17 protein-coding genes are annotated in these 15,335 nt (G+C 69.1%); 10 read left to right on the top strand and 7 right to left on the bottom strand.

Annotated elements, in window-relative coordinates:
• Positions 1-5 precede the first annotated feature (5 nt).
• Positions 6-635: a TetR/AcrR family transcriptional regulator gene (locus IH45_RS0107960; RefSeq protein ID WP_030663566.1), complete on the bottom strand. Its 630-nt coding sequence runs from the start codon at positions 633-635 to the stop codon at positions 6-8.
• A 70-nt stretch (positions 636-705) separates the two neighbouring features.
• Between IH45_RS0107960 and IH45_RS0107965 the strand changes: the two genes are divergently transcribed.
• Positions 706-1,578, top strand: a complete 873-nt coding sequence (locus tag IH45_RS0107965; RefSeq protein WP_030663568.1) for a ketopantoate reductase family protein — start codon at positions 706-708, stop codon at positions 1,576-1,578.
• 134 nt (positions 1,579-1,712) lie between these two features.
• Here IH45_RS0107965 and IH45_RS0107970 read toward each other — a convergent pair whose 3' ends face one another.
• Positions 1,713-2,297: a TetR/AcrR family transcriptional regulator gene (locus IH45_RS0107970; protein WP_030663570.1), complete on the bottom strand. Its 585-nt coding sequence runs from the start codon at positions 2,295-2,297 to the stop codon at positions 1,713-1,715.
• Positions 2,298-2,778: 481 nt separating this feature from the next.
• Between IH45_RS0107970 and IH45_RS0107975 the strand changes: the two genes are divergently transcribed.
• Positions 2,779-3,705, top strand: a complete 927-nt coding sequence (locus IH45_RS0107975; protein WP_030663572.1) for an alpha/beta fold hydrolase — start codon at positions 2,779-2,781, stop codon at positions 3,703-3,705.
• A 224-nt stretch (positions 3,706-3,929) separates the two neighbouring features.
• On the opposite strand, the gene IH45_RS0107980 is transcribed toward IH45_RS0107975, so the two are convergent.
• Positions 3,930-4,487: a DUF3291 domain-containing protein gene (locus IH45_RS0107980; RefSeq protein ID WP_030663573.1), complete on the bottom strand. Its 558-nt coding sequence runs from the start codon at positions 4,485-4,487 to the stop codon at positions 3,930-3,932.
• A gap of 398 nt (positions 4,488-4,885) precedes the next feature.
• Between IH45_RS0107980 and IH45_RS0107985 the strand changes: the two genes are divergently transcribed.
• Complete coding sequence (locus IH45_RS0107985; protein WP_030663575.1) at positions 4,886-5,647, top strand: MerR family transcriptional regulator; 762 nt, start codon at positions 4,886-4,888, stop codon at positions 5,645-5,647.
• Between the two features lie 82 nt (positions 5,648-5,729).
• On the opposite strand, the gene IH45_RS1000000145100 is transcribed toward IH45_RS0107985, so the two are convergent.
• The 4 genes from IH45_RS1000000145100 to IH45_RS0108000 form a co-directional block, all read right to left on the bottom strand.
• Positions 5,730-6,371 (bottom strand): class I SAM-dependent methyltransferase, encoded by a 642-nt coding sequence (locus IH45_RS1000000145100; RefSeq protein ID WP_158812966.1) that lies wholly within the window; start codon positions 6,369-6,371, stop codon positions 5,730-5,732.
• Between the two features lie 55 nt (positions 6,372-6,426).
• Positions 6,427-6,510, bottom strand: a complete 84-nt coding sequence (locus IH45_RS1000000150965) for a DUF5825 family protein (protein WP_394298662.1) — start codon at positions 6,508-6,510, stop codon at positions 6,427-6,429.
• Between the two features lie 786 nt (positions 6,511-7,296).
• Positions 7,297-7,770: an NUDIX hydrolase gene (locus IH45_RS0107995; RefSeq protein WP_030663580.1), complete on the bottom strand. Its 474-nt coding sequence runs from the start codon at positions 7,768-7,770 to the stop codon at positions 7,297-7,299.
• Positions 7,771-7,875: 105 nt separating this feature from the next.
• Positions 7,876-8,256 carry a winged helix-turn-helix transcriptional regulator gene (locus IH45_RS0108000; protein ID WP_030663583.1) on the bottom strand — a complete coding sequence of 127 codons (381 nt, stop codon included), beginning with the start codon at positions 8,254-8,256 and terminating at the stop codon, positions 7,876-7,878.
• A 157-nt stretch (positions 8,257-8,413) separates the two neighbouring features.
• On the opposite strand from IH45_RS0108000, the gene IH45_RS0108005 reads away from it, so the two are divergent.
• The 7 genes from IH45_RS0108005 to IH45_RS0108035 all read left to right on the top strand — a co-directional run bounded on the left by IH45_RS0108005 (position 8,414) and on the right by IH45_RS0108035 (position 15,266).
• Complete coding sequence (locus IH45_RS0108005) at positions 8,414-9,151, top strand: alpha/beta hydrolase (RefSeq protein WP_030663588.1); 738 nt, start codon at positions 8,414-8,416, stop codon at positions 9,149-9,151.
• A gap of 98 nt (positions 9,152-9,249) precedes the next feature.
• A complete protein-coding gene (locus IH45_RS0108010) occupies positions 9,250-9,750 on the top strand; it encodes a GNAT family N-acetyltransferase (RefSeq protein ID WP_030663590.1) in 501 nt (166 codons plus the stop codon).
• A 747-nt stretch (positions 9,751-10,497) separates the two neighbouring features.
• Entirely contained in the window at positions 10,498-10,605 is a 108-nt protein-coding gene (locus IH45_RS1000000147750) for a keywimysin-related RiPP (protein WP_106970745.1), read from the top strand.
• A gap of 145 nt (positions 10,606-10,750) precedes the next feature.
• On the top strand, positions 10,751-12,610 hold the full coding sequence (locus IH45_RS0108020) for a lasso peptide isopeptide bond-forming cyclase (RefSeq protein ID WP_030663593.1): 1,860 nt from the start codon (positions 10,751-10,753) through the stop codon (positions 12,608-12,610).
• A gap of 22 nt (positions 12,611-12,632) precedes the next feature.
• Positions 12,633-12,890, top strand: coding sequence for a lasso peptide biosynthesis PqqD family chaperone (locus tag IH45_RS0108025; RefSeq protein WP_030663596.1), 258 nt, complete (start codon positions 12,633-12,635; stop codon positions 12,888-12,890).
• A gap of 44 nt (positions 12,891-12,934) precedes the next feature.
• Entirely contained in the window at positions 12,935-13,351 is a 417-nt protein-coding gene (locus IH45_RS0108030; RefSeq protein WP_030663600.1) for a lasso peptide biosynthesis B2 protein, read from the top strand.
• A 145-nt stretch (positions 13,352-13,496) separates the two neighbouring features.
• Positions 13,497-15,266: an ABC transporter ATP-binding protein gene (locus tag IH45_RS0108035; protein WP_234440456.1), complete on the top strand. Its 1,770-nt coding sequence runs from the start codon at positions 13,497-13,499 to the stop codon at positions 15,264-15,266.
• The last annotated feature ends 69 nt before the right edge of the window (positions 15,267-15,335 follow it).

Consider the following 15,335-nt stretch of genomic DNA (forward strand, 5'->3'; position numbering starts at 1 on the left):
GGTCGTCAGGTCCGGGTCGGTGGCGCGCTCATCGCTGCCGTCAGGAATGTGATCGCCCATCGCCGGGCCGCCTCGCCCGCTTCCGGGGGCACGCAGCCAGGGGAGGGCTGCTGGTAGACCTGAAGGCGGTCGACGGCCGTCACGGCGAGGATTCCCCGCATCCGGAACCGCAGCTCCTCCGGGGAAAGGCCGGGCAGTGCGCGCGCGAAGGCCGCAAGGTAGCGCTCGCGGACCGAGTCCTGGGCCGGACCGGTCCAGTTGCGTGCTTCCTCGGCCGGGTCGCTGAGGATCGTCACGATCAGCCGGGACGTCCGGGCGCCGCCCTCGTCACCGGCCGGCATCTCGTCGAGCAGCGGCCCCGCGAATGCCTCCACCAGTTCGCTGACCGGTGGGTCGGGTGTCCGGGCGAGCAATGTGTCGAGCCCGGCGCGCTGGGCAGCGTTGATGGGCTCGATCACGCGGCGGGCGACTGCGGCCATCAGCTCCGCCTTCGAGCCGAAGTGGTAGCCGACGGCGGCCAGGTTCGCTCCGGCGAGTTTGGTGATCGCGCGGATCGAGGTGCCGCGGTATCCGTGCTCGGCGAAGAGGTGCCCGGCCGCGTCGAGGATCTGGGTGCGGGTGTCTGGAGTCGCCACACGCAGGACTCTACATATGTTTAAATGAAACGAACGTATGAATGAGACGGACGTATGAGAGAGGGCTGTCATGAAGCTGCTCGTGTACGGCGCCGGAGTACTCGGCAGCCTGTTCGCCGTCCGCATGCATGAGGCCGGTCACGACGTCTCGCTCCTCGCCCGGGGCGAGCGCCTGACCGCTCTGCGCCGGTACGGCGTACAGCTCACCGAGGGAGACGGTCCAGCCGTCAGGCGGATATCGGTACCGGTGGTCGAGCACCCGGACGGCGAGTACGACCTGATCACCGTCTTCGTCCGCACCCACCAGGTGGACGCGGTGCTGGAGTCGCTCGCCCGCGTCGAAGGCGACGTGCTGTTCCTCCACAACTGGGCGGCCGGCGCGCAACCGCTGGGCGCGGTGATCGGCCACGAGCGGGTGCTGCTCGGCTTCCCCACGGCCGCCGGCACGATGGACGGCGACGTGGTTCGCTACCGCAGGACCAGCTTCATGACCCGCCGGGTCGCCATGCCGATCGGCGAGCCCGACGGGCGCACCACCCCGCGACTGGTACGGTTCGTGGAAACGTTCCGTACCGCCGGGATCAACGCCAAGGCCGAGCCGCAGATGGATGCCTGGCTCAAGACGCACGCCGCGTTCGAGGTCCCGCTCGGGCAGGCGGTGCACCTGGCGGGCGGCCCGGCAGAGCTGGCCGACGATCCCGACGCAGTACGCGGCATGCTCCATCTCATACGGCAGAACCTCGCCGCCATGACGACGCCACCGGTACCTCGCGCTTTCGCCGCGTTGCGGACTCTGCCGCAAGGTCTGCTCGTGGCCGCGCTCCGGCGCTTCCTGAGGAGCCCGACGGCCGTGCACAGCGGACTCAACAACCCCTCGCCTGCCACGGCGGCCGAACTCGACCGGCTGGCCGAACAGCTCCGTGCCCCTGCGGGAGCCCGCTAAGCAACCAGGACAGCGAAAACCTCACCACGCTCACCACCGCCGGTCCCGCAGCCCTCGAACCCAGCTCCACTGGCTCCACTGGCTCCACGGACGGTAACCGTGGCCTCATGACCGTCTCGGTAGAAGCCGCCTAATTACGCGCGCAACGCCTGCGAGAGCGCGTCAACGGTCACGTCCACTACGGCCAGGAGTTGCGCCGGATTCGCCCCGCCTCTGCTCATGACAGCGAGAGACTGGTTCACGGCCGCCGCGTGTACAGCGAAGGTCTCGGCGTCCTGGTCGGTCATTCGGCCGGCCTTCAGCGCGGCGCGCAGGCGCAGGCGCTGGAAGCCGAGCGCCTGCCTGGCGTGCGCCGCGACGGCCGGGCTCAGCGCTGGAATCGCCATGACCGACTGGGCAATCAGGCACCCATCGGGCAGTTCGGGATCGGCGATGCGTTCCAGGGTGACGTCGAAGAATGCGCGGACAGCCGCAAGGGGCTCGGAGGCTGCGCACGACAGGGCGGCGTCGTACTTGTCGCCGTAGCGCGCGGCGTAGCGATCCAGGCAGCGCAGGAACAACGTGTCCTTGCCGCCGAGCGAGGAGTAGATCGAGCTGCGGTTCAGGCCGGTCACCCGGGACAAGTCGTCGACCGAGGTATCGGCGTAGCCGGCGCGCCAGAACTGGAGCATCGCGGCGTCGAGCGCCGTGTCCATGTCGAACTGCTTCTTGCCTGCCACGTGGCACTTCCTTGCCGGTGCGTCGGTGTTGCGGGTGCTGTCCCATCATTCCATCTTGAACTGATCAGTTCAAGACGTGCTAGCCTCCGGGCATGATCGCGATCGGGCGTCCCCCGCAAACCGAGACAGCGCGGCAGGCACACCACGCAACCACGGCCGCCACCGTCGCCTTCATGTACACCGTCGTCATGGTCAGCGACGACACCAACTCGCACCGTGTTCCGGCGCTATCTGGCCGTATGTGCCGCAGCCGCCTGCGCGATCCCCGCAACCGGGCTGAGCCCAGCGCGACGTATTTCCTGTTCATCCATACCGGTTCAGCTATTCCGGGCTCGCCATCCCCGTCCTGCTGCTGGGTCTTGTCGATCAAGGCAACCCAGCACCCGGAATTCGAGCACCACGCCGGCCACCCTCGTCATTTGCATCGCCCTCGCAGGCCCGGCCTTCGGGCGAATCTTCGGACCAGCCCACCCAAACACCGATGGAGGATCCCATGACCGTCTCCGAAAGTAACCCCGTCCGCGACCTGCCCCTGGACGACCTGGCCGGATTCACCCACCGCTGGGTCGACGCGGACGGCATCCGCCTTCACGCCGTCGAAGGCGGCCAGCCGGCCGGCCCGACTGTCGTCCTGCTCGCCGGGTTTCCGCAAACCTGGCGGGCCTGGCGAAAGGTCATGCCCGGTCTCGCCGGCCGATTCCGCGTCATCGCGATCGACCTGCCGGGCCAGGGCCACTCCGAGCGCCCGGAGCGCAGCTATGACACCCACACGGTCGCCGCCCACGTGCACGCCGCGGTCAAGGCACTCGGAGTGTCGGACTACTGGCTGGCCGCCCACGACATCGGCGCCTGGGTGGCCTTCTCCCTTGCCCTCGACTACGAAAGCCAACTGCGCGGGGTCGCTCTGCTCGACGCCGGAATTCCCGGCATCACCCTCCCTGAGACGATTCCCACCGACCCGGCCCGGGCGTGGAAGACCTGGCATTTTGCTTTCCATCTCGTGCCCGACCTGCCCGAGACCCTGCTCGCCGGCCGCGAACGGGAGTACGTCGACTGGTTCCTGAAGGTGAAGGCCCTCGCTCCCGGCACATTCGACGACGCCGACCTCGACCACTACGCAGCGGCCCTCGCCGCCGACGGCGGCCTCCGCGCCTCCCTCGCCTACTATCGAGACGCCGCCGAGTCGGCGCGCAAGAACCACCAGGCGCTCAATCGGAAGCACCTGACCGTGCCCATCCTCGGAATATCCAGCAGCCACGGCTCCATTCCGGACATGGCGGCCTCCATCAGCCCATGGGCCGACAACACCACCGGAGTCATCGTGCCCGACGCCGGGCACTTCATCCCCGATGAGCAGCCCGAAGCGGTCGCTGCCGCGATAGCCGACTTCATCACCGACGGCGGCTGACACCGCTCAGGCCCGCCCGGCTGCGCATCCGCCCAGGCGCGCCTTTCCCCTGACCACCCTCAGGGCATAAACGGCTTTCCTGGCTACATCTCCCTGGTGGGGAGCCGAAGCCGTCCGGCTTTGTTCACGAGAACCGGGTTTTCGTGAACATAGCCAGGCCGTTGCTGTTCGCCGTCCTGTAATCGAGGTGTTCGACAGCGACTCCAGTCGTTCGGGCTTCCTTGTCAGCGAACCTGGTCGCTCTTCGGCCCGAAGCCTTTCGTCCTGGTCGGAGTTCCGTCCGGGGCGAACGAGTGGTGGAAGGTGAAGGCGCGCGGCGCGGCACCGTGGTCGTGAAGGTACTCCAGCCTGGAAACCCCATCCTGCCAGGTGGGTATCACGCCGTCGGAGACCCACCAGAACACGTAATTCGGGTTTTCTGTCCTCTCCACCCAGTCGTAGCGCCTGTTGAGCGCCTCACGGTGCAGACCGGTGTAAATGGCGTCGAAGGCGGGTCGCAGGCCGGTCCAGAGCGAGAGGGTCGCGGCCAGGGCGGTGGTCTCCGCCGTACGGCCCTTGCCGTACCAGGTCGGTACGGCGAACTCTCCCCATGCACCCCAGTCCGCCTCGAAGTGTGAGCCCCGGCCGCCGTTTGCCGCTTCAGCATGCGCGAGATATCCGGGGTGCTGGCTGATCTTCCGGTAGACGGCCTCACCGATGTCGTAGAACTCCTGCGTAAGAGGTGCGGGATCGGCGAGCGGTGACTTCAGGATGCCGAATGTGTACAGAGCAAGACGAGGCATGCTTCTCTTTCTGATCGGGGGTGCTTGGTGTGGATTCGGGTCGGTGGCTCACGCATGGGGCGAGGATTCGTGGGGCGTGACCGACTTGTCCCGTCGCGCGGGCGGTCAGCTTGAAGGAACCCCTGCGCGAGCGTGGGCAACCGCCGAGGACCAGGTGAAGGTAGCTGCCTCTGCGAGCCATGTCGAAGTTGCGTTTTCCCTGCCCAAGTGGCTTCTTGTACAGGCTCTTGCGGGAGCTGGGCGGTGGCGCTGCCTGCCGCCGTGAAAGTCCGCATCGGACCGGCGACTGCGGAGGAGCAGCATCGAGCCGGGCTTGAAGCTGCCCCAGCGGAAGCCTCTACCGTCCTGAGCAGGGCCGGAGATTCCGGCCCGGTGAAGCAGGTGTGAGGGAGGCGGCGATGGCCTGGCCGATCGCGGAGGTCGCCCGGATGTCGGGTGTGACGGCCCGGACGCTACGACACTACGACGATATCGACCTGCTGCCGCCGGCCTGGGTCGGGACCAACGGCCACCGTTACTACGAGGAGCGCCAACTGCTGCGGCTGCAGCAGGTTCTCGTGCTGCGGTCGCTGGGCCTGGGACTGCCTGAGATCGGCCGGATCCTGGCCACGCAGGTCGACGAGCTGGAGGCCCTGCGGGTCCATCACCGTCGGCTGCTGGCCGAGCGCGACCGGCTGGATGCCCTGGCCGGCACCGTCGCCCGCACGATCACCGAACTGGAGCAGTCCAGGAAGGACGGCACAGACATGATCAGCATCAGCCGGCCGGAGAACCTGTTCGAAGGCATCCGGTCTGCCCAGTGCATGCAGGCCCTGCGCGGTTTCCCGGAACTGGCCGGGGCCGTCGAGCGGCGTACCGCCGCGTTGAGCAAGGCCGCGATCGAGGCCGACGAGCGCGAGCGCACGGCGCAGATGGTCCGGCTGGCGGAGCTGTTGGCCGCCGGCCTGCCCGCTGACGCCGACGCGGTGCAGGCCGAGATCGACGCCCAGTACCGGACGTTGGCCCAGAGCCGGGCAGCCACCGCCGAGGAGTACCGCGCGATCGGGCGTTGCTGCGTGGAGAACGAGCACTGGCGCGCGGTGTACGAGTCGATCGCGCCGGGCCTGGCCGCATACCAGCGGGCCGCCATCGAGGCGTACGCCGCCACTCGGCTGCGCTGAGACGGGACCGGGCCGCCGCCACGGGGGTGCGGCGGCCCTGCCGGGCCGGATCACTTGCCGGCTCCGCCGACATAGCCCCTTTTCACCTCTCCTTTCTCCGGAGCACGGCATACCGGGCCGGCCAGTCCGTAACCCCCGTCTGTCGGCCGAAATCAGCAATCCGAAGGTCGAGCACGGTGAACCACGCATCCACTGCCTTGAGAAAAGTCTTTTCAGTGGTCCAGGACGGTCCGCTGAACTGGTCCAGGGCATTCTCTTCGCTGAGCGCGGCGGCGCCGACATGTACCCACAGTCCGCCAGGGCGGCACATCCGGGCCATCGCCGCGACGAACGTCCGACGCTCTCGATCTGTGGGGCAGGTGTGCAGTACACCACGGTCGAGGACCACCGGGAACAGGCCCAGGGGCACGTGGCCGGTGACGTCAAGAACCTCATACCGCACTGCCGCACCGGCCGATGTGCGCCGCCGGGCCTCTTCGATCGCGTGGGCTGAGAAGTCGCAAGCCGTCACGGTATAGCGGCGGTTGGCAAGCCATCGAGCGGTGGTCCCGAGACCGCAGCCGACGTCCAACACGCGGACTGGGGGCGGAGCGTACTCGGCGAGGAGTTCGCCGAGTACGGGGGGCGGTTCCTCGTCCCATCCGGCGATCGCGGAATCGTACGTGTGGTCCCATTCAGCCGCGTTCAGGGAGCGCAGCGGCATGGCTGCTTCGCCGTGAGGCATGGTCCTTGATTCCTCTCTCTGCTGTGCTCCGGTACGCAGCCGCTGTTTTCTTCCGTCAGCCCACAGCCGGCCAGCGGGTGATACGGGAGGGCAACCACCACAAGAGGGAGCCGATCTGGTGAACGAGGCCTGCCTGCATTCCTCCATACACGAGTGGAGCATGAAACTGGAGTAACTTTCTGGGGCTACGGCCCTCGAACAGGCTCGCTGTGACGTTTCATTTTGGTCAAGGGTTCTGTCGAGTCATGGTCATTCGACCGGTGACTGCGTTGGACCGCGACCATCGGAGCCGGATCCACACCGCGGTTCCCGGCCCGCCAAGAAGCCCCGCCTTGATGGCTTCTGGTGACCGAGAGCTCGCGGCGACGAGCAGGATCCGCTGTGCCGATCAGCCAAAAGCCGGCTGGGGTTCCTCCTGGCGCGGAGGTTTCGTCGATGGTCAGGGGTCAGGCATGTGCGACACCGCGAGTCCGCGCCGCCACAAGATCACTGCGGCGGTGGCTCCCTGCCTCTCCAAAGTTGCGACAGTTTCGACAGGGTCGAAATGAGCAGCCGTTCAAACCGATTCGGCCGTTCGGCCTCTCGGAGAAGAAGAACGGCCTCCCTACCACTCCCCCAGTTCCCTGTCCGGATTTCACCGCTCTCCACCACCCAGCAAGATCACACCTGACGACGTCATCGAGGTGAGGTGGTTGCGCACAAGATCGCGTGTTCTGCCGCTGATCGGACCGTTGGCGCACCCGTGCAGTCCGCCGGCCGCCATCGGCCGCCATCGGCCGCCATCGGCCGTCGTACGAAGGCCTCTTGCACCCGTCGCGACCTACGAAGCACTCGCCCGCGCCGACCCCACTCTCCCCGATGGCCAACGCGAAGGCGCCGACTGGCTCCGCAACTGCGCCCGAACTTCCGCGCGTGTGGTCGCGCCTCAGTGCTGGATCAGGCCGCCGACCGGGACGGCAGCGACGTGCCCGGTCGCCGGAAGCGTCTGCGCCAGGGCTAGGCCGATGTCGACCAGCGATGACCGGCGCAGGCAAGCGACATCGGGTATCGGAGTCCAGACCGACTCAGCGATTTCGCCGTTCGGCTCCGGCCGCAGCCGGCCCCCGGTGATACGAACCTGGTAGAAGACGCCGACATTCTGATGGTCCGGCCCGCCGAGGACGGCACGTTCGGCCGCGGGGATCACCCGGGAGTCCACACCCAGCAGGCGTTCGACCACCGCGTCGCAGCCGGTCTCCTCGGCGACTTCCCGGACCACCGCGTCGAACGGATCCTCCGCGTGCTCGACCCTGCCGCCCGGAAGGGTCCAGTTGCTCTCGCCCTTCGGCGGCACATGACGGGCGAGCAGCACCCGCCCGCCCTCGATGCACACGGCGTACGCCGCCAGCCGAAAACTCATTCCCCCGCACCTCCCACCGGACCTTATCCCGATGCCCAAGGTCCATACATGCATGCCGTGAGCGGCACAGTGGAGCGATCGCGTGGATCATCCAACAGAAGCGGCCTAGGCGGGCCTGGTGTCGTACTCGGCGCGGGCGGCGTCGATGTGCGGCAGGTGCGTGATGCTCCACTCCAGCAGCGGCGCCGTGGCGTCCCGGAGGGTCCGGCCCATGGGGGTGAGCTCGTAGCTGACGTGCGGCGGCATGACGTTGTGAACGGTGCGGCTCAGGATTCCGTCCCGCTCCAGGCTGCGCAGCGTCACGGTGAGCATGCGCTGGCTGATGCCGTCGACGGCCCGCTTGAGTTCCGTGAAGCGGAGCGGTCCGTCCTTGAGGGTGCGGACGACGAGGAGTGACCACTTGTCGCCGACGATGCCGAGCACTTCGCGAGTCCGGCACACGTCCTGCTGCTGTGCCGGTGTCGGCTCGCTGTTCCTCGCGTTCACGGTTACCTCCTGAGAACCGAGGCACTGAAATGTGCCTTATTGCCGTATGTGTAGCGGTGAATCACTCTGGTGGTGGTTCTCAGAGAGTACCGAGGCGCGAAGGGGAACCGTCTGTGACCTGCGCGCCTTCATTCCGTACGAGGAGATCGTCTTTCCCATGTCCACGTTTCTACTGATACACGGCGCTTGGCACAGCGGGCAGTGCTGGGAGCGGGTGGTTCCGCTGCTGGAGCAGGCGGGGCACCGGGTGCTGGCACCGTCGCTGACCGGCTACGGCGACAAGGCGCACCTGCTGGGGCCCGAGGTGGGGCTCGACACCCATGTCGCCGACATCGCCGGGCTGATTGCCGATGAGGAGCTTGCCGATGTGGTGCTCGTGGGCCACAGCTACGCGGGGCTGGTCATCTCGTCCGTGGCCAATCAGGTGCCGGACCGGATCGCGCACCTGGTCTACCTCGACGCGATGGTCCCGGAGGACGGCGAAACCGCGGTCGACGTCCAGCCCGTCACCCGCAAGCTGATCGACCTCGCCGCGAGCTCCCGAAGCGGCTGGCGGATTCCTCCGTTGCCTGAACAGCCGCACCCCTTCGGCCTGTTCGGCGTTACGGATCCCGTTGATGTCGCATGGCTGCGTTCGATGCTTTCGGATCAGCCGGTGCGGTGCCTCCAACAACCGGTCCGGCTGGACAACCCGGCCGTGCACGCGATCCCGCGCACGCACATCCACTGCGTCGGCGCGACACCGACGGGCATCACCCGGCGTCCCGTGCCCCCGGCGCAGCCCAACGGCTCTCCTGCACAGATATGGGAACTGCCGACCGGCCACGATTGCATGATCACCATGCCCGCCGAACTCACCGCCCTGCTGCTCAAGCTCGATCCGCAACGGGGCTAGAACTCCAAGCCGCGGATCGTTGCATGGCGTGGTCTTGCGCCTGTCGGCCGCTGCGAAATCCATGCTGGTCCAGCGCACCGTCCGGGTAGGGTTGGGCAATGCCCGAGCTGATGCGGCTGCACGCCGGACATGCCTCGGCGGTCCTGGCCTTCGAGCTGGCGAACCGCGCCTACTTCGCGGCCTCGGTCTGCGACCGCGGCGATGCGTATTACGACCGGTTCACCGACCGGTACAGCGCTTTGCTTGCCGAGCAAGAGGCCGGTGTCTGCGCCTTCCACGTGCTCGTCGCCGAGGGCGGATCGGTCCTGGGACGGTTCAACCTGTACGACTTGGAGAACGGCACCGCCGAAGTCGGCTACCGGGTCGCGCAGCGCGTCGCCGGCCGCGGTGTGGCGACCGCGAACGTCCGGGAACTGTGCCGCCTGGCGGTGGCGTCCCACGGGCTGCACACCCTGCGGGCGGCCACCGCCCACGATAACGCCGCGTCCCAAAAGGTTCTGGTCAAGGCCGGGTTCGTCCAGGTCGGGCCCGCCGACCCGGCCGACCTCGGCGGCAAGCCAGGCACCTGGTATCAGCGCGACCTCGCACTCCAGCAGTAGACGGTGATCTTGCTTGCGTGGCGACTGAGAGGCGGGCACGGCTCCACCGCTGATCACCGATGGTGAAGACCGGAAATCGCGCCATGCCCGAGTGCAGGCGGCCGCAACACATCCCTTTCGACCAACCACGAGCCATCGAAAGCTCGTTTCCTGTCCCGAACGGCGGAACATCCGACCAAGTCTGTTTCCGGCGCAAAGTTTGTATCCGGCCTGTAGCGGGGTTTCCTGCAAAATCCCGGTCGGGGCAGTAACGGCACTCCAATGCCCCTCCCCGCGGAGTTTCCGTTTCAGCTTCGGCGTGCGCTTCCGCGCCATTGTTCCGGTCCGTACGAGTCAGCGCCGGCAGCTGGTTCACGAAGACACCAGCAGGTCCGCCGCAACGTCACGTCCGTCCGGCGCACGGCCTCGGTCACCGTGGCATAGAGCTGCTTCTCGCGATGCTCCCACCTTCGCCACCTGCTGGACCAGTACGGAAACGCTCGTGACAGAACGCACCGTGGCGCAAGCCGCTCACCGCTTGCCGCGAGCGGTGAGCACGTGACACGACACCACGGCGTGAAAGCCGAAACACACGCCCCCGGCGTACTGCCCGCCACCATGGGCGAGTCATTGTGGTGATGTTCTCATCATTCTTACGGTTGCGGCGCGGCATCAACCGCTCGCGGGAGCGAAGGCGCAAATACATTCGTATTGCGTCGGCCGGGCTCCCGTGATTCGCGTTATCCCCCAGGGAAAAGGAGTGCGACCATGACGTACGAGCGTCCCACACTCACCAAGGCCGGCGGCTTCCGCAAGGTGACCGGCGTCAAGAACACCGGCCCCAAGGATGTTCTCGGCGGCAAGCAGCTCCTCTGACGCGACCGGTGCGGGGCCGCTGAGCGGGCCCGCACCGTGCTCCGGGCCGGGCCGGCCGACGGAGCCGGCCCGGTCTGCGGCCGGCCCGGCCCCGTCGGCCGGTGCCCCGCCCGCTCCCGACGTCACACCGACCGAAGGCGTAGCCGTGGAAGAGTCCCTGTCTTTGTCGGCCCTGTCCAGCTGGTTCGTCGTCCTGCCCGACACCGGAGCGGCCGCCACGGTCGCCGCGAAGGCGCTCTCCTACGCGTCACACAGCCTGCGTCACGCGTCCGGCAGGCCCTGGCTGGTGGGCCGGTGGGCAGCGGAGTCGGCCGTCGTGGGAGTGCACGGCGAATCCCGCGTCGCCGTGATCGGCGAACATTCCGTCACCCTCCGAGAAGCCCGACGCGCCGCCGCGGCGACAGCCACCACCGCCTCGCTGACGGCACTGGAGCGGCACAGCACCGCGTGGGCCGGCAGCTTCCACCTCGTGGCCAGTTCGGGCGGCCGGGCCCGCGTGCAAGGGGGAGTCGTCGACCTACGGCGGGTGTTCCACGCCGACGCCACGCCTCCGACGCCCGCCCGGGTGACCATCGCGTCCGACCGGGCCGACGTACTGGCCGAGCTGGTCGGCGCGGAGCTGGACGAACGCCGTCTCGCCCTGGAGCTGCTCACCCTGGGCGTTCCGCACCCCTTGTCGGGGGCCCCGCAGTGGCGGGGCGTCCACGCTCTGCGCGGCGGCCACTACTTGAGTCTCGACACCGACGGACGGGCCCGGTCGGCCCGGTGGTGGTCGCCGCCCGACCCCGACGTCCCCCTGGCGGAGGGCGCAGTGCGGCTGCGCGAGGTGCTGACCTCTGCCGTCGATGTGCGTACGCGGGGACGCGGCCTGGTGACGTCGGATCTGGGCGGCCTGGACTCGACCGCCGTGTGCTGCGCCGCGGCACGCGGGGACGCGAAGGTCGTCGCGTACACCGCCGCCCTCCACGACGAACTCGGCGACGATGCGCACTGGGCGCGGCAGACCGTCCAGGCCCTGGGGTCGGTCGAGCATCACGTCGTGCCCGCCCAGGACACCGCCCTGACGTTCGACGGTATCGATACGCTCCAGGACATCCTGGACACGCCGAGCATGCTCACCGTCGACCGCAACCGCCGTATGCACCTCGTGGCACTGGCAGCGGCCCGAGGGTCCGCCCTCCATCTGACCGGGCTGGGAGGCGACGAACTCCTGGCCGGAACGCCTGCCCGGCTGCACTCCCTGATATCCGGCCACCCGCTTCTCGCCCTGCGGAACGTGCGAGGGTACGCGGCCAAGTACCAGTGGCCCCGGCGCAAGGTACTGCGCCAACTGGTGGACCGCCGCTCCTACCGGGCCTGGCTCGCGCGGGTCGCCCGTGACCTGACCGGCCCGGCGGCCGCCGCGGACGAGCCGCTGCTCGACTGGTCCGTACCTCCCCGGATGCCGCCCTGGGCCACGCCCGAGGCCGTCGCGGCGGCGCGCGAGCTGCTGTGTGCCTGCCTCCCGGACGCCGAACCCCGGGGCAGGGGGCACGGTGAACACCGGGAGCTGGCCGCGATGGACGGTATCTCGCAGTGGACCCGGCACATCGGGCAGATGGCCGCGCCCCTGGGGGTCACCATTGCGGCCCCGTACTACGACGACCGTGTCATCGAAGCGTGCCTCGCGGTCCGGACACCGGACCGGATCACGCCGTGGCGTTACAAGCCGCTGATCGTCGAAGCCACCCGCGGCATCGTGCCGGAGGCCGTCCGCACCCGCGGCACCAAGGCCAATGCCACCTTCGAGGAAGAGACCGGGCTGCGGCGCCACCGCAGCCGGCTGCTGACGCTCTGCGAGGAATCCCGGCTGGGCCGGCTCGGCCTGATCGATGTGGGAGTCCTGCGGGAGTGGTGCCGCCGCTCGCTGTCCGCCGAGACCGAAAGCTACCTGCTGCACCCGACCGTGGCCTGTGAAGTGTGGCTGCGCTCCCGCGAAATGACACCGGCACCGCCCGGCCACTGACCGAACAGGAGAGGTGACGGCGATGTACGCGCTGAAACCCGGTGTTCTGCTGACCGAAACCGAGTACGGCATGGCGCTGCTCGACCAGAAGAGCGCCGAATACTGGACGCTCAACCCCACGGCAGCCGTCGTCCTGCGGACCCTGCTGGACGGCCACGGCATCGACCAGGCGGTGGAGGCACTGACCGGGCACTACGAGGGCGTCGACACCGACCTGGCCACCCAAGACGTCACCCGCATCATCGACGACCTGCGGTCCGCGGGCCTCGTCGCACCGTGACCGCCGCGGCGGTCACGCGCCGGATCCCGAGGAAAAGGTACGCCATGTCGACGCCGGAAGCGGTTCCCTACTGCCCTCGCTCCGTTCCCTTGGCCCGCCGCTTCACGGCTCGGGTGGCGGTGGGCGGCGCCCATGTACTGGCCACGCTGCCACCCGGCCGTATCCGCGTCGTCCTGGGCTGGTTGCGGCGCGGGGCGAGGCCCGCCACGCTCGCCGATGCGGCACGCGCCCGGCAAACCGTGCTCGCCGTGAGCCTGGCCGCCGGAGGGAGCAAGGGATGCCTGCCCCGGTCCCTGGCCACGGTGCTGCTGTGCCGCTTCCACGGGCAGTGGCCCACCTGGTGTGTGGGCGTACGCGCCCGCCCGCCGTTCGCCGCGCACGCCTGGGTGGAAGCGGAGGGGGAACTCGTCGGCGAGAACGTACCGGCCTCCTACTTCCAGCGCTTCTTCGCCGTGGAGTGAGACCGTGACCTCAGCACCCCCTGCCGAATCCCGCCGTACCAACGGCCGGGCACGCCCGGCGGAACAGCCGGACGGCGCCGCCCCCGGCCCCCGGTGCCACGGCCTCCGGGTTCTCGCCGGCCACCTCCGGCCGCAACGCGGACGCATGCTCGCCGGGCTCGCGCTCGGCCTGCTGGGCAGTCTCCTGGGGCTGGCCCAGCCGATGGCGGCCAAGCAGGTGATGGACACCCTCGGCCAAGGGCACCCGGCCGCCGGCCCCGTGATCATCCTCAGCACGTCGGTGGTGGCCGGCGGACTCCTCGCGGGCCTCGGCCACTACGTGCTCGACTGCTCCGCGGAGTCGGTCGTCTGCACCGTCCGGCGCCGGCTGACCCACCTCCTTCCGCGCCTGCGGGTACCGGTGATCGAGCACACCGAGCCGGGTGATCTGATCGCCCGTGTCACTTCCGACACCGCGCTGCTGCGCCGCACGGCCCCGCAGGCCGTGTCGGCCGCGGTCACCGGCACTCTGATCACGGCGGCGACCGTCGTGATGATGGCGCTGCTGGACGCCGTACTGCTCGGCGTCACCCTCGCCGTGATCGCGTTCGTCGGCCTCGTCGTCATCGTGGTGAGCCCGCGCATCGGCCGGGCCACCCGGCACACGCAGGAAGCCGTCGGCCGCATGGGGGCCGGGCTCGAACGGACCCTGGGCGCCCTGCGCACCGTCAAGGCGGCGGGCGCCGAGCAGAGGGAGACCGCGGCGCTGCACCGGGCGGCCGAACACGCCCGTCGTACGGGTATCCACGCCGCCGCGTGGGAGGCGGTGTCCGCAACCCTGTCGGCCGTCGTCCTCCAGGCCTGTTTCCTGGTCGTACTCGGAGTGGGCGGCGCGCGCGTGACCTCCGGCGCCATCGGCGTCTCCACCCTCGTCGCCTTCCTGCTCTATCTCTTCGCACTGACCCCCAGGATCGGTCAACTGGTGGAAGGCTTGGGCCAGTTGCAGATCGGGGCGGCCGCCGCCGTACGCATCCGGGAAGCAGAGGCGCTGGAGACCGAGGAAGCGGGGGCCGAGGAAGCGGGGACCGAGGAAGCGGACACCGTGCAACCGGAGGGCGCGGGGCAACCGGGTCGACGCAGCGACGGCATTGGGCCCCGGGTCCCTTCCCCGGGCTCTCGCGAACAGCACCAGCGCCCCGCCACGGTGGCCTTCCAACGCGTGCAGTTCACCTACCGGCCGGGGCTCCCACCAGCCCACCGCCACATCTCCTTCACCATCCCCGCCGGCGGCATCACTGCGATCGTCGGGCCGTCCGGCGCGGGCAAGACCACGGTCTTCGCCCTCATCGAGCGCTTCTACGAGCCGGACGCCGGGCGCGTTCTGCTGGACGGCAGGGATGTGCGCCGATGGCCGCTCGCCGAACTCCGCGCGGCCATCGGCTACGTCGAACAGGACGCGCCCGTCCTCGCCGGAAGCCTGCGCGACAACCTGACCCTGGGCACGGCCGACGCCACCGACGAACAGATCGCCCGGGTTCTGCGCCTGACCCGGCTGGACACCGTGACCGCCCGCCTGCCGCACGGCCTGGACGCCCAGGTCGGCCACCGCGGCAGCCGGCTCTCCGGCGGCGAGCGACAGCGGTTGGCGGTCGCCCGGGCCCTGCTCCGACGCCCTCGGCTGCTCCTGCTCGACGAGGCCACCTCCCAGCTCGACGCGGCCAACGAGGCAGCCTTGCGCGAGACCATCGGGGACACCGCGCGCCACACCACCGTCCTGGTCGTCGCGCACCGCCTGTCCACCGTGACCACCGCCGACCGCATCCTGGTCATGGAAGCCGGCCGGGTACGGGCTCTGGGCACCCACGCCGAACTGATGGCGCGCGACTCCCTGTACGCCGGACTGGCAGGCACACAGCTGATCGGCCCCGGCTCCTGACGACGTCACGGCCCTCCGCCGTCGCTCGCACCGCCAAGCCGCCCGTCCTTCGGATGCCGTACACCACAC

Source organism: Streptomyces rimosus subsp. rimosus, assembly GCF_000720725.1.
Lineage (GTDB): Bacteria > Actinomycetota > Actinomycetes > Streptomycetales > Streptomycetaceae > Streptomyces > Streptomyces rimosus_A.